The sequence below is a fragment of the Streptomyces sp. WG7 genome (genome assembly GCF_049975785.1).
In the GTDB taxonomy this organism is placed as follows: domain Bacteria; phylum Actinomycetota; class Actinomycetes; order Streptomycetales; family Streptomycetaceae; genus Streptomyces.
Genome location: NZ_JBNGGE010000008.1, coordinates 24,984 through 38,872, shown reverse-complemented (window position 1 = coordinate 38,872; position 13,889 = coordinate 24,984). Strand labels below are relative to the sequence as shown.

Sequence of the window (13,889 nt, the reverse complement as noted above, 5' to 3'; positions counted from 1 at the left end):
CCGCGGTGCCTCACCCCGGCGCCACGAAACCCGACTCGTACGCCGTGATCACCGCCTGTGTGCGATCCCGCGCCCCCAGCTTCGACAGTACGGCGCTGACATGCGACTTCACCGTCTCCGTACCCACGGTCAGCCGGGCGGCGATCTCCGCGTTCGACAGCCCGCGCGCCATCAGCCGCAGCACCTCGCCCTCCCGCTCGGTCAGCTGCGCCCGCTCCAACTCCGCGCGGGCCGCGCGGTTACCGCCGTCGTCACCGTACTCGGCGGCGAGCTGCCGCACCGAGGCCGGGAACAGCAGGGAATCGCCCTCGGCGATCAGCCGTACCGCGTGCACGATCTCGGCCGGCCGGGCCCGCTTCAGCAGGAACCCGTCGGCGCCCGCGCGCAGTGCCTCGTACACGTACTCGTCGTTCTCGAAGGTCGTCACCACGAGGATCTTCGGCGGGTCGGTCATCGTCCGCAGCAGCGCGCGCGTGGCCTCGATGCCGTCCATCAGGGGCATCCGGACGTCCATGGCGACCACGTCCGGCCGTACCTGCCGAACCAGCGGGATGACCGCCGCCCCGTCGGCGGCCTCACCGACCACCTCGATGTCGGGCTGCGCCTCCAGCACGGCCCGCAGACCTGCGCGTACGAGGGGTTCGTCATCGACGAGGAGCACTCTGACCGGCATCCGGCCAGGGTAGATCAGCTCGGCGGCAGCTCGACGCGCACCTGCCAATCGCCGGCGTCGTCGGGTCCCGTGTGCGCCCGGCCGCCCAGCAGCGCGGCACGCTCGCGTATACCGCGCAGGCCGCTGCCGCGTCCGGGGGTGACCCTCCCGTCCGGCAGCGGATTGCGCACCTCCAGGGTGAGCGCACCGTCTCTCACCTCGACGCGGACCCGCGCCGGTACGGCACCCGCGTGCCGCAGCACATTGGTCAGCGACTCCTGGAGGATGCGGTAGCCCTCCCGGGAGACGGGGCCGGGCAGGGTCTCCACGGGGCCCGTGACCTCGGCGTCGACCTTCGCCCCGGAGGCGCGGGCGGACTCCAGGAGACGGTCGGCGTCCGCGAGCGTCGGCCGGCCGCTCGCGGGTCCCTTGGTCTCCCGCAGGACACCGAGCACCCGCTCCAGGTCCTCCAGGGCCGCCCTGCCGGTCTCCTCGATCGCGGTCAGGGCCCGGTCGGTGAACTCGGGACTGTTCGCCGTGCGCGCGGCCCCCGCCTGCACGACGGCGACGGTCAGCGCGTGACCGATGGAGTCGTGCAGCTCGCGGGCGATGCGGTTGCGCTCCAGGAGCTGCTCGGTGCGTTCCTCGAGGGCGCTCAGCCGTTCGGCGGCGGACGGTCCGAGGAGCGCGCGGGCCGCCGCCGTCACCAGGACGCCGAGGCCGACCACGGCGCCGTACAGCGCGAGGAGGGGGAGCACCGCGAGGAGCGCCCACACCCAGTGCGGGTCGGTGTCCCGCAGGACCGGTATGTCGTCGACGCGGTACCCCAGGGAGTGCCGGACCATCTCGACGGAGATGAGCGGCAGCCACACGCAGACCATCGAGGTCGCGCCGCCCAGCAGCATGCGCAGCTCCAGCCACGCCACCGTGCGCAGCCGGTCGCTGCGGCTCGCCGAGGGGGTGACCGAGAACGCCGAGTCCTCGTGGCCGGGGGTGAGGAGCAGGCGCGCCTGCACCCCCTCGCCGGTCCGCACGGCCGGGATCAGGCCGACCGGGACCAGCACGAGCAGGGGCACCCAGGGCAGGTGCGGCAGGACGAACATATACACACTGAAGGCCGCCATCGGCACCCACAGGTGCAGCAGGCGTGTGTACGTCGTCCCGCGAACCAGCGGGCGCAGCAGGCGGACCATCCCGTCATCGTGCCACGCGGCACCGACAGCCCGGCTCCCCCGCACGGGGGAGAGGCTCCCCGCCCGTGGGGGAGGCCACGACCCGGTACCAACCGCCACGCTGCTTCCATGACCAGCATCGACGTCCAGAACCTCACCAAGGAGTACGGCACCCGACGAGCCGTCGACGACCTCACCTTCACCGTGCGCCCCGGCCGCGTCACCGGCTTCCTCGGCCCCAACGGCGCCGGGAAGTCCACCACCATGCGGCTCGTCCTGGGCCTCGACCGGCCCACCTCCGGGACCGCGACCGTCGGCGGACGCCCCTACGCCACCCTGCACGAGCCGTTGCGGCACGTCGGCGCCCTGCTCGACGCGCAGGCCGCGCACGGCGCGCGCACCGCCCGGGACCACCTGCGCGTCCTCGCGGCGAGCAACCGCGTCCCGTCGCGCCGGGTCGACGAGGTGATGGAGGAGACGGGCATCGCGTCGGTGGCCCGCCGCCGGGTGCGGACGTACTCGCTGGGCATGCGCCAGCGGCTGGGCATCGCCGCCGCCCTGCTGGGCGATCCCGAAGTGGTCATGCTGGACGAGCCCTCCAACGGGCTGGACCCCGAGGGCATCATCTGGATCCGCGGACTGCTGCGCGGGCTCGCGGCCGAGGGACGCACGGTCCTGGTCTCCAGCCACCTGATGAACGAGACCGCGTCCTTCGCCGACCACCTGGTCGTCCTCGGCCGGGGCCGCCTGCTCGCCGACACCCCGATGCGGGAGTTCATCGACGCGCGCGTGCAGCCGCGCGTCCGCATCCGCACCTCGGACGCCACCGCCCTGAAGGCCGCCCTGGCCCGGCACGGCCACGACGCCGTGGAACACGACGACGGGTACTGGACCGTGCACGACGCGCGCGTGGACGACATCGGTCGCGCCATGTCCGGCGCGGGAGTCCCGATCCTCGAACTGTCCTCGGACGAAGGCACGTTGGAGCAGGCGTACCTCGACCTGACGGCCGCCGAGACCGAGTTCACCGCACAGCCCCAGGAGGTCTGACCATGTCGTTCACGCCCGTACTCCGCTCGGAGGCGCTCAAGGTCCGCACCCTGCGCTCGCTGTGCGGCACCCTGCTGGCGGTGTTCGCGGTCACCACCGCCTTCTCCGCGCTGGCCGGAGTCTCCGACACCTCCCAGCCCGAGTTCGATCCGCTGTTCATGGCGCTCTCCGGTGTCATACCCGGCCAGATCGCCGCCGTCGCCTTCGGGGCCATGGCCGTCTCCTCCGAGTACCACGGCAACGGGATCCGGCTCTCGCTGGCCGCCGTTCCGCGGCGCGGACGGTGGTTCGCGGCGAAGCTCGTGGTCGTCGCCGTACCCGCGCTCGTCGTGGGGCTGTTCACCGCGCTCGCCGCCCTCGTCGCGGCCCGGGCGGGCCTCGGCCCGGCTGCGGACGGGCTCACCACCGGCGAGCAGGTGCGCGGCGTCGTGGGCTGCGGGATCTACCTCATGCTGATGGCGCTGCTCGCGGCCGGCCTCACCGCGCTGTTCCGCAGCGGCGTGGCCACCCTGTCCGTCCTGATCCCGTTCGTCCTCATCGTCTCCTTCGTGGTCGGGGACGCGGTGGGCGGCGTCACCGACTTCCTGCCGGACAAGGCGGGGCAGGTCGTCCTGTACCAGACGCACGAGGGAACTCTGGGGCCCTGGACCGGACTTGCGGTGACCGCGCTGTGGACGGCGGCAGCCCTGCTGGCGGGAGCCTGGCGGCTGCGCAGCCGGGACGCCTGACAACCCGGCCGCCGGTACCGGCCGCCGCCCGGCAGCACCGGCCGCCTGACGCCCCGCCAATTGTCAGTGGCGGCCGGTTTACTGGAGGACATGGACATCGCGCGGCACATCGCCCTCATCGACGAGCTGTGCTTCCGGCCGTTCCCGGCGGAGCACGGCCCGTCGGACGCGGGCACCGGGGGCCCCGGCCACTTCGTGGCGGTCCTGGAGAGCAGCCACGGCCTGCGCGGCGGCAACCGGGCGGAGCGGGCCGTGACGGTGGAGCAGTACGAGAAGGAACGGGACGCCCTCCACGAGCTGCTCGCCGCACGCTGGGGCCGGACGGACCCCTGGAACCTGCAGACCGTCCTGCTGCGGACCGAGCGGGAGGAGATACCCGAGCCGTGGGCCGAACTCAGCACCCGCGCGCGCGTGGCGTATCTATGGGAGGCGGAGGGCACCGGCCGCTGGGTGGGGGTGGCGGTCGCCGACCGGGACGACGAGGCGGACGAGGTACAGCTGCTGGCCGTCGTCACGGAGCAGGCACCACCGTGACGCCCGCCCGCGCCTACGCCTGGTGCTCCGCCTCCGCCGCGACCCGCAGCCGCGCGAACTCCTCCGCCATCGTCTGCGCCGTCCAGTGCGCGTTGAGCCCACTCGGATTGGGCAGCACCCACACGCGCGCGCCCCCGATCGTCCGCGCCTGCGGGCCCACGCGGGCCTTCGGCTCGTCGAACGCCGCCCGGTACGCGGTCACACCGACCACGGCCAGCCAGCCGGGACGCAACCGCGCGACCTTCAGCGCCAGCACCCGACCGCCCTCCCGGTACTCCTCCGCGGTCAGTTCGTCCGCCCGCGCGCTGGCCCGCGCGACGACGTTCGTGATGCCGAGTCCGTACGACGGCAGCTCACCCTGCTCCGACGGCTTCAGCAGCCGTGGCGTGAAACCGGACAGGTGCAGCACCGGCCAGAAGCGGTTGCCGGGACGGGCGAAGTGGTGGCCCGTCGCCGCCGTCATCAGCCCGGGGTTGATGCCGCAGAACAGCACGCGGAGACCGTCCGCGACGACGTCCGGTACGAGACGGTCGCGGGCGGCCTCCAGCTCCGCCGGGGTGAAGCGCGTCAGAGGATCGCTCCGGGGGTGTAGCCCGCGGCGGCCGGGTGCTGCTTGACGATCTCCTCGATCCGGGCGACGACGACGCCGACCTGGTCGGCGGCGGCGCCCGTGAAGGACAGCTTGTCGGCCATCAGCGCGTCCAGCCCGGCGCGGTCCAGGGGGATGCGCTCGTCGGCGGCCAGCTTGTCGAGCAGTTCGTTGCGCTCGGCGCCCTGCTCGCGCATGGCCAGCGCGGAGGCGACGGCGTTCTCCTTGATCGCCTCGTGCGCGACCTCGCGGCCCACACCGGCCCGCACCGCGCCCATCAGGACCTTGGTGGTGGCCAGGAACGGCAGGTAGCGGTCCAGTTCCCGGGCCACGACGGCCGGGAACGCGCCGAACTCGTCGAGCACGGTCAGGAACGTCTCCAGCAGCCCGTCGAGGGCGAAGAAGGCGTCGGGGAGAGCCACCCGGCGCACCACCGAGCAGGACACGTCGCCCTCGTTCCACTGGTCGCCCGCCAGCTCGCCGGTCATCGAGGCGTAGCCGCGCAGGATCACCATCAGGCCGTTGACGCGCTCGCAGGAGCGGGTGTTCATCTTGTGCGGCATCGCGGAGGAGCCGACCTGGCCGGGCTTGAAGCCCTCGGTGACCAGCTCGTGGCCGGCCATCAGCCGGATGGTCTTCGCCAGCGACGACGGCGCCGCCGCCAGCTGCACCAGCGCGGTGACGACCTCGTAGTCCAGCGAGCGCGGGTAGACCTGGCCGACCGAGGTGAACGCCTGCGAGAAGCCCAGGTGCCCGGCGATCCGCTGCTCCAGCTCCGCCAGCTTGCCCGCGTCCCCGCCGAGCAGGTCCAGCATGTCCTGAGCGGTGCCGACCGGGCCCTTGATGCCGCGCAGCGGGTAGCGGCCGAGCAGCTCCTCCACCCGGCCGTACGCGACGAGCAGCTCGTCGGCGGCGGTGGCGAACCGCTTGCCGAGCGTCGTGGCCTGCGCGGCGACGTTGTGGGAGCGGCCGGCCATGACCAGCTCGCCGTACTCGCCGGCCAGCTTGCCCAGCCGGGCCAGCACGGCCACCGAGCGGTCGCGGATCAGCTCCAGGGAGAGCCGGACCTGGAGCTGCTCGACGTTCTCCGTCAGGTCGCGGGAGGTCATGCCCTTGTGCACGTGCTCGTGCCCGGCGAGGTCGTTGAACTCCTCGATCCGCGCCTTCACGTCGTGCCGCGTGACCTTCTCGCGCTCGGCGATCGAGGCCAGGTCGACCTGGTCGAGGACGCGCTCGTAGTCGGCGATCGCGGCGTCGGGCACCTCGATGCCGAGGTCCTTCTGGGCCCGCAGCACGGCGAGCCAGAGCTGCCGCTCGAGCTTCACCTTCTGCTCGGGCGACCAGAGCGTGGCGAGCTCGGCGGAGGCGTAGCGTCCGGCGAGGACGTTCGGGATGCGGGGCTTGGCGGGAGCGGAAGTCACGTAAACGGATTCTACTGGCGATTCCTGCAGGCCAGCTCCCCGGGGCTCTTCGTCGGAACCTACGAAGGGTGCGTGGGTGCGGGGATCACGGAGTGAGGTCCTCGTACGGCAGCAGCTCCGGGCGCTTGGGCGGCAGGCCGTCCCCGGACGACCGGCCCGTCAGCCTGCGGCCGATCCAGGGCAGCAGGTACTGCCGGGCGAAACGGACGTCCGCGGTCCGGCGCACGACCCAGCCCGGCGGCGGCGTCGCCGGGATCGGCGCGTGCCACTCGGGGTCCTCGGGCTCGTAACCGAGCGTCTGCCACACGGCCTCCGCGACCCGGCGGTGCCCCTCGGCGGTCAGATGCAGCCGGTCCACGTCCCACAGGCGGGGGTCGGCCAGCGACTGGGCCCCGTACAGGTCGACGACCACGGCGCCGTGCCGCTCGGACAGGTCGTCGATGATGGCGAACAACGCCTCCATGCGCGGCCGGAACCGCTCCAGCACCGGACCCTGGCGCCCCGGACTGCGCATCAGCACCAGCTGCTCGCAGTTCGGGGCGAGCCGCTCCACCGCCTGCGTCAGCAGATCCCGTACCCGGGCCATGTCGCACTTGGGCCGCAGCGTGTCGTTGAGCCCGCCGACCAGCGTGATCACGTCGGCTCCCATGGCAGCCGCCACGTCGATCTGCTCGTCGACGATCTGCCCGATCAACTTTCCGCGCACCGCGAGGTTCGCGTACTGGAAACCGGGGGAGCGGGCGGCCATCCGCGCGGCGAGGAGGTCGGCCCAGCCCCGGTAGGAGCCGTCGGGCAGCAGGTCCGACATGCCCTCGGTGAAGGAGTCGCCGACGGCGACGAGACTGGTGTGGGTGGGATTCGTCTGCATGGCGACAGAAATGGTAGCCCCTACACATACCCGCCGGTCGGTCGCCCTTCGGGACCACGCCGCCCTTCGGGTCCGCACCCCTCTCCGAGTCCGCCGGCACCCATCCTCGCCCCCGGCTCGGTACCCGTCCTCGCCGCTCCGGCCGGCACCCGTCCTCCGCCTCCGGCCCGGCACCGCCCTCCGTCCCGCAGGCTCACGTTCGCTGCCCGAACAGTTCCCGGAGTACGTCCTCCATGGTCACCAGCCCCGCCAGCCGCCCGTCGGTCCCCAGCACGGCCGCCACGTGCGTGCGGCTGCGCCGCATCGCGGTGAGCACGTCGTCCAGCGGGGTGCGCTCCCGCACCCGGGCGATGGGCCGCATGTCCCGCAGCCGGAAGGGCAGGTCCCGCGGTGAGGCGTCCAGGGCGTCCTTCACATGCAGGTAGCCGACGATCCGCCGCCCGTCGTCCACCACCGGGAAACGGGAGAACCCGGACTCCGCCGACAGCCGCTCCAACTGCTCCGGAGTGATGCCCACGCGCGCGTGGACGACGCGTTCCAGTGGCAGTACCACGTCCCGCACCGGCCGCCGGCCCAGCTCCAGGGCGTCGTGCAGGCGCTCCTGCGCCCGGTCGTCGATGAGCCCGGCATCACTGGCGTCCTTCACGATCTCGGCCAGCTCCGCATCCGTGAAGGTCGCGGAGACCTCGTCCTTCGTCTCGACCCTGAGCAGTTTGAGTACCGCGTTCGCGAAGGCGTTGATCGTGAAGATCACCGGGCGCAGCGCCCGGGACAGCGCCACCAGCGGCGGCCCGAGCAGCAGCGCACTGCGCACCGGCTCGGCCAGCGCGATGTTCTTCGGCACCATCTCGCCGAGCAGCATGTGCAGATACGTCGCCAGCGCCAGGGCGATCACGAAGGACATCGCGTGCCCCGCGCCGGACGGCACGCCCACCGCGTGGAACACCGGCTCCAGCAGGTGTGCGATCGCCGGCTCCGCGACCACGCCGAGGACCAGTGTGCACAGCGTGATGCCCAGCTGCGCCGCCGCCATCAGCGCCGACACGTGTTCCAGACCCCACAGCACGCTCTTCGCACGCCGGTCGCCCTCCTCGGCGTACGACTCCACCTGGCTGCGGCGCACGGAGATCAGCGCGAACTCGGCGCCCACGAAGAACGCGTTGACGACGAGCGTCGCCAGACCGATCAGCAGCTGTACGGCGGTCACCGGCCGGGCTCCTCTTCGTTCGCGTCGTCGAGCGGAGCGTGCAGCAGCACCCGGGCCGCCCTGCGACCCGTGGCGTCCACGACGTCCAGCCGCCAGCCGGCGACCTCCAGGGTGTCGCCGACGGCGGGGATGTGCCCCAGCCCGGCCGCGACCAGCCCGGCGACCGTCTCGTACGGCCCCTCGGGCACCTTGAGTCCCAGGCGCGTCAGCCGGTCCACGCGGGCCGCGCCGTCGGCCCGGTACAGCGCGCGCCCCTGTTCGTCGGTGCCGGCCGGATCCAGCTCGGGCGTCTCGTGCGGGTCGTGCTCGTCCCGCACCTCGCCGACGACCTCCTCGACGATGTCCTCCAGCGTGGCCACACCGGCCGTCCCGCCGTACTCGTCGATCACGACGGCCATCGTGCGTCGCCCGGAGAGCCGGTCCAGGAGCCGGTCGACGGTCAGTGACTCCGGGACGAGCAGCGGCTCGCGCATCAGCTCGGCGACCGCGATCCGGCCCCGCCGTTCGGCCGGCACCGCGAGGACGTCCTTGACGTGCGCCGTTCCGACCACGGCGTCGAGGGTGTCCCGGTAGACGGGGAACCGGGACAGCCCGGTCGCCCGCGTCGCGTTCGCCACGTCCTCGCACGTCGCCCGGGCGTCGAGGGCGACGACCTGCACGCGCGGGGTCATCACGTTCTGCGCCGTCAGGTCGGCGAGGTTCAGGGTCCGCACGAACAACTCGGCGGTGTCGGCCTCCAGCGCGCCCTCCTTGGCCGAGTGCCGGGCGAGCGCCGCCAGCTCCTGCGGCCCGCGCGCGGACGCGAGTTCCTCGGCCGGCTCCACACCGAAGCGGCGCACGATGCGGTTGGCCGTGTTGTTCAGATGGGTGATGAAGGGACGGAAGGCCGCGCTGAACCAGCGCTGCGGACCGCCCACCCGTCTGGCCACGGCCAGCGGCGAGGAGATCGCCCAGTTCTTCGGCACCAGCTCGCCGACGATCATCAGGAAGACCGTCGACAGCGCCGTGCCCAGCACCAGCGCCAGCGAGGAGGAGGCAGAGCGCGAGATCCCGGCGCTCTCCAGCGGGCCCGCGATCAGCGCCGCGACCGACGGCTCGGCGAGCATGCCGACGACCAGATTGGTGACCGTGATGCCGAGCTGCGCCCCGGACAGCTGGAAGGTCAGGTTCCGTACGGCCTTCAGGGCGCTCGCCGCACCCCGCTCGCCCCGCGCCGCCGCCCGTTCCAGCTCACCGCGCTCGACGGTGGTCAGCGAGAACTCGGCCGCGACGAAGGCGCCGCACGCGAGCGCGAGCAGGATCGCCACCAGCAGCAGGAGCACTTCGGTCATCGGGTCACCTCGGGTCCATGATCGGCCAGGACACGGAGGTTCGCGCGATGTCGTGCGCCGAGGGGACGCGCCGGGCGACGCGCCGGGAGACGCGCCGCGGCAGGCGCCGGGAGAATCGCCGATGGGGACTGGACTCGCTCATGCGCCGGTCGTCACAGCCTTTCAGTCGGGGAGGGGCTTCACCCAGCGTCGCCACTGCTCCTCGGGCGCGTACCCGGCCGCCCGCCAGGCATGCTGGGCCCGTTCGTTGCGCCGCAGCACCATCGCGTCCCCGCGGCGCCCGCCGAGCCGGACGAACCGCTCCTCCGCGGCCGTGAGCAGGGTCGAGCCGATGCCCTGGCGCCGGTGGTCCGGGTGCACCGCCAACCGGTACAGATGGCACCGCCAGCCGTCGAAGCCCGCGATCACCGTGCCCACCAGGTCGCCGCCGCGTTCGGCCAGGATCAGCGCGTCGGGGTCGCGGGACACCAGTCGCTCCACCCCCTCCCGGTCGTCGCTGATGCTCGTCCCCTCGGCGGCCACCTTCCAGAAGGCGAGCACGGCGTCCAGATCCCCGGGCCGCCCGGCGGCCCGTATACGCAGTTCGGTCATGCGGCGATCCCATCACGCCCGCCGGACCGCCACGAGACATTCCGGCATGCGGACCGCCCGGTACGCCGGACGGCCACGCAGGCCGGACGGCCGCGCACGCCGAACGGCCACACACCCCGGACCGCCGTGCACGCTGGGCGGCTCCACCCGCCCGCCGGGGCGCCTGCGGGGCGGCCAGGCGGGCGGACGGCCGTACCCGCCGGACCGCCCCGCAGGTGCCCGGGGCACGCGTACCGGTCGTCAGACGCCGCGCAACGCCCGCATCACCGGAGCGAAAACCTCCATGTACGGCTCCAGCACCGTCAGGTAGGTGAATCCGTACCGTTCGCGCTGCGCCCGTACCTGCGCGGTGATCTGTTCCAGGGTTCCGGCCAGGAAGATGGGCAGCTCCAGCACCTGATCGGCGGTCAGGTGCGGCACGTGCTCCAGGAGGGGCCGGACGGCGGCCTCGCGGTCCTCGGTCACGACGACCATCTGGATGAGCAGGTTCAGCTCAGCCGGTTCCTCGCGGCCCGCCGCCAGCTCCCGGTACCGGGCCACGCGCTCGTCGAGTTCCTCGGCCGTGACCGGGGCGAGCTGCCCCGTCGAACTGCCCCGCACGGTACGTCCGCCGGTGAACGCGGCGATGGCGGCGTGCCGCGCGGTCAGCTCCAGCATCCGGTCGCCGTTGGCGCCGATCAGCAGCGGCACCCCGGGCCGCTGCACCGGCCGCGGCCGGTACTCCTCGTCGCCGAGCAGTCGCTCCAGCTCCTCGACGGTGCGCCGCAGATGGTCCACCCGCTCGCCGGGCGAGCCGAACGGCAGCCCCGCCGCGTCATGCTCCGCCCGTACGTAGCCGGTGCCGAGCCCGAGTTCCAGGCGCCCGCCCGTCAGGGCGTCCGTGGTCGCCACCTCCCGGGCCAGCAGAGCGGGATTCCAGAACCCCGCGTTGAGCACGAACGTGCCGAGCCGAGGCCGCCCCGTGGCCCGGGCCGCCGCGACCAGCGCCGGGAACGGCGCCGGCATGCTGAGATGGTCCGGGACCAGGATCACGTCGTACCCCAGCTCCTCGGCCCGCCGGCACTTCGCGCTCCACTCTTCGGCAGGTGCGGGCGCCATCAGATTGACGCCGAAGCGGAACGGACGCGACATGAAACCTCCTCCACGGCGGGGGACTTCGGGCCACCGGAGTCAATCACTCGTGCGCTATGGCCGCCAGCACATTCATGCGCGAGGCCCGCCACGCGGGCAGCAGCGCAGCCACCACGCCCACCACCGCCGAACCCACCACCACCGCGACGACCGTGCCCCACGGGATCGCGAACGCCGTCAGCCCCTCCAGCGCCAGCACCTGCTGCACGCACACACCCCACACCAGCCCCAGGGCCAGCCCGAGCACCGCGCCGAACACCGCGATCACCACCGACTCCAGCCGGATCATCCGGCGCAACTGACGCCGGGCGAGCCCGATGGCCCGCAGGAGTCCGATCTCACGGGTGCGCTCCACCACCGACAGCGCGAGGGTGTTGACCACGCCGAGCACCGCGATGACGATCGCCAGGCCGAGCAGCGCGTACACGAGGTAGAGCAGGACCGCGATCTGGTCGTGCACCAGCTCCTTGTAGTCGGCCAGGTCGCGCACCTGCACCTGCGGGTACGGGTCGAGCGTCCGTTCCAGGTTCGCGCGCAGTGCGTCGGCGCTCGTCCCCGGCGCGGCATTCACGTACAACGACGAGTCCTGGCCACCGGGCGCGTACCGCTCCAGCGTCTCCAGGCCGAAGAACAGCCCGCCCTCCATTCCGAACCCCTCGGCGGATTCCTGGTCGGTGAGCGCGCCCACCGTCAGGTCGGCGGTGCGCCCGCCCGGGAACTCGACGGGGACCGTGCTGCCGGCGCGTACGCCGTGCTCCCGGGCGAAGTCCGCGTCCATCGCCAGGTGACCTGGCGCGAGCGCCGCCTTCGTGTCCCCGCGCGCGTACGGGATGTTGGCGACGTCGTCGAGGCGCGGGTCGTAGCCCGTGGCGGTCGCCTCCACCCGGTCGCCGTCCGGCAGCCGCACGGCGACCGGCACGAACCGGGACCGTACGACGAGCCCGGCGCCCTCGGTCTGGCGCACCCGCTCACCGACCTCCCGCGGGAACGGCATGAAACCGCCGTTCTGCACGACGAAGTCGGCGCCCATCACCTTGTCGATCTGCCGGTCGAAGGATTCGGTCATCGAGGCGCTGGCCACCGACATCCCGCCGACCAGTGCGATGCCCACCATGAGCGCGGAGGCCGTGGCGCCGGTGCGGCGGGGGTTGCGCAGGGCGTTGCGCCGGCTCATCCGGCCGACGGCACCGAACACCACCGGAAAAACCGCGCCGAGCGCCCGGATCACCGGGCGGACGAGCAGCGGACCGGCGATGACGGTCGCGAGGAGGGTCAGGACGACGCCGAGCCCCAGCAGCGACGCCGCCGACGAGGTCCTGGTCGCCACCGCGCACCCCACGAGCGCGGCCACACCCAGGCCTCCGGCCACGGCGCCGGCCACGGCCCGGGTCCGCAGCGGCCGGCCCACCCCGGCGATCTCCGCGTCCGCGAGGGCCGCCATTGGGGAGACGGCCGCCGCACGGCGTGCCGGGAGACCGGCGGCGAGGAACGTCACCCCGACGCCGACGACGTACGCCGCCACGGGCGTCGCCCAGCCGAGGACCATCTCGCCCGAGTCGATGTTCATGCCGATCGCGTTCATCAGCCCGATCAGTCCCGCGGCCAGCCCGATGCCCGCGGCCAGGCCCAGCGTCGAGGCGACCACGCCGAGCAGCACCGCCTCGGTGAGTACCGAGCGTCGCACCTGACGCCGGTCCGCGCCGAGCGCGCGCAGCAGACCCAGCTCGCGGGTGCGTTGCGCGATCAGCATCGAGAAGGTGTTGACGATCAGGAACACGCCGACCAGGACGGCGATCCCGGCGAAGCCGAGCATGACGTACTTGATGACGTCGAGGAATCCGCCCAGTTGCTCGACGTCCGACTGGGCCTGCTCGGCGGCCGTGCGGTACTGGTAGCTGTCCGCGCCCAGGGCGTCGGCGACGCGCCGCTTGAGCAGGTCGTCGCTGGTCCCGGCCGCCGCCTCGACGGAGATGCCGGTGGCGGCGCGGGGGTCGCCCAGCAGTTTCGCCTGCGCCGTCGGTGTGTCCAGGAAGAGCAGCGCCGCGCCGGGGTTGGTCGTGGTGAACGTGGCGATGCCGACGATCTCGACGTCGAACGAGCCCGGCGGGGCGATCACGGTGAGGGTGTCGCCGATACGTACGTCCGCGCGGTCGGCGGTCTCCGAGTCGAGCAGCGCCTGCTCCGGGCCGCGCGGGGCGTGACCCGAGGTGAGTTCCACGGGGCTGCGGTCGGTCGGGTTCCAGTTGGTGCCGATCGTGGGGGCGCCGGTGGTCGGGCTCACCGACTCGTTCCCGTCGCCGACGACGGTGATGTTCTCGACCTCCGCGTCCACGCGCGCGGCGGCGACCCCGTCGACCTCGGCCAGCCGGTCGGCGAGCGCGGCCGGCACGGTTGCCGTCCTGCCGGAGGGCACCGACTCGTCGAGTCCCTCCCGCGGGCGGACGGTGACATCGGCGGCGGTGGAGGCGAACAGCCGGTCGAAGGTACGGGTGAGGGTGTCGGAGAAGACTAGACTGCCCGCGACGAACGCCACGGACAGCATGACCGCCAGCGCCGAGAGCACCAGCCGTCCCTTGTGCGCGAGGAAGCTCCTGAGCGTCGCCTTCAGCACGGCG

13 protein-coding genes are annotated in these 13,889 nt (G+C 73.0%); 3 read left to right on the top strand and 10 right to left on the bottom strand.

What is annotated here, in order from left to right; genetic code table 11:
• Positions 1–10 precede the first annotated feature (10 nt).
• On the bottom strand, positions 11–673 hold the full coding sequence (locus tag ACP4J0_RS11305; RefSeq protein WP_426598499.1) for a response regulator transcription factor: 663 nt from the start codon (positions 671–673) through the stop codon (positions 11–13).
• A 14-nt stretch (positions 674–687) separates the two neighbouring features.
• Positions 688–1,845: a sensor histidine kinase gene (locus tag ACP4J0_RS11300; RefSeq protein WP_426598498.1), complete on the bottom strand. Its 1,158-nt coding sequence runs from the start codon at positions 1,843–1,845 to the stop codon at positions 688–690.
• 108 nt (positions 1,846–1,953) lie between these two features.
• On the opposite strand from ACP4J0_RS11300, the gene ACP4J0_RS11295 reads away from it, so the two are divergent.
• The 3 genes from ACP4J0_RS11295 to ACP4J0_RS11285 all read left to right on the top strand — a co-directional run bounded on the left by ACP4J0_RS11295 (position 1,954) and on the right by ACP4J0_RS11285 (position 4,136).
• On the top strand, positions 1,954–2,874 hold the full coding sequence (locus ACP4J0_RS11295) for an ABC transporter ATP-binding protein (protein ID WP_426598497.1): 921 nt from the start codon (positions 1,954–1,956) through the stop codon (positions 2,872–2,874).
• A 2-nt stretch (positions 2,875–2,876) separates the two neighbouring features.
• Positions 2,877–3,602 (top strand): ABC transporter permease, encoded by a 726-nt coding sequence (locus ACP4J0_RS11290; RefSeq protein WP_426598496.1) that lies wholly within the window; start codon positions 2,877–2,879, stop codon positions 3,600–3,602.
• A 90-nt stretch (positions 3,603–3,692) separates the two neighbouring features.
• Entirely contained in the window at positions 3,693–4,136 is a 444-nt protein-coding gene (locus ACP4J0_RS11285; RefSeq protein ID WP_426598495.1) for a hypothetical protein, read from the top strand.
• A 13-nt stretch (positions 4,137–4,149) separates the two neighbouring features.
• Here ACP4J0_RS11285 and mug read toward each other — a convergent pair whose 3' ends face one another.
• The 8 genes from mug to ACP4J0_RS11245 all read right to left on the bottom strand — a co-directional run bounded on the left by mug (position 4,150) and on the right by ACP4J0_RS11245 (position 13,885).
• Entirely contained in the window at positions 4,150–4,707 is a 558-nt protein-coding gene (gene mug, locus ACP4J0_RS11280; protein WP_426598652.1) for a G/U mismatch-specific DNA glycosylase, read from the bottom strand.
• Entirely contained in the window at positions 4,704–6,146 is a 1,443-nt protein-coding gene (purB, locus tag ACP4J0_RS11275; RefSeq protein ID WP_426522222.1) for an adenylosuccinate lyase, read from the bottom strand. Before purB ends, mug begins: the two co-directional genes overlap by 4 nt.
• A gap of 85 nt (positions 6,147–6,231) precedes the next feature.
• The gene (locus tag ACP4J0_RS11270; RefSeq protein WP_426598494.1) at positions 6,232–7,014 is read right to left on the bottom strand and encodes an SGNH/GDSL hydrolase family protein; all 783 of its coding nucleotides are present in this window, start codon (positions 7,012–7,014) and stop codon (positions 6,232–6,234) included.
• A 193-nt stretch (positions 7,015–7,207) separates the two neighbouring features.
• Entirely contained in the window at positions 7,208–8,221 is a 1,014-nt protein-coding gene (locus ACP4J0_RS11265; protein WP_426598493.1) for a hemolysin family protein, read from the bottom strand.
• Positions 8,218–9,552 carry a hemolysin family protein gene (locus ACP4J0_RS11260; protein WP_426598492.1) on the bottom strand — a complete coding sequence of 445 codons (1,335 nt, stop codon included), beginning with the start codon at positions 9,550–9,552 and terminating at the stop codon, positions 8,218–8,220. The genes ACP4J0_RS11265 and ACP4J0_RS11260 overlap by 4 nt, the downstream gene beginning before the upstream one ends.
• 162 nt (positions 9,553–9,714) lie before the next feature.
• A complete protein-coding gene (locus tag ACP4J0_RS11255; protein ID WP_426598491.1) occupies positions 9,715–10,143 on the bottom strand; it encodes a GNAT family N-acetyltransferase in 429 nt (142 codons plus the stop codon).
• 240 nt (positions 10,144–10,383) lie between these two features.
• A complete protein-coding gene (locus ACP4J0_RS11250) occupies positions 10,384–11,274 on the bottom strand; it encodes an LLM class F420-dependent oxidoreductase (protein ID WP_426598490.1) in 891 nt (296 codons plus the stop codon).
• A gap of 43 nt (positions 11,275–11,317) precedes the next feature.
• A complete protein-coding gene (locus ACP4J0_RS11245; protein ID WP_426598489.1) occupies positions 11,318–13,885 on the bottom strand; it encodes an ABC transporter permease in 2,568 nt (855 codons plus the stop codon).
• Positions 13,886–13,889: the final 4 nt, after the last annotated feature.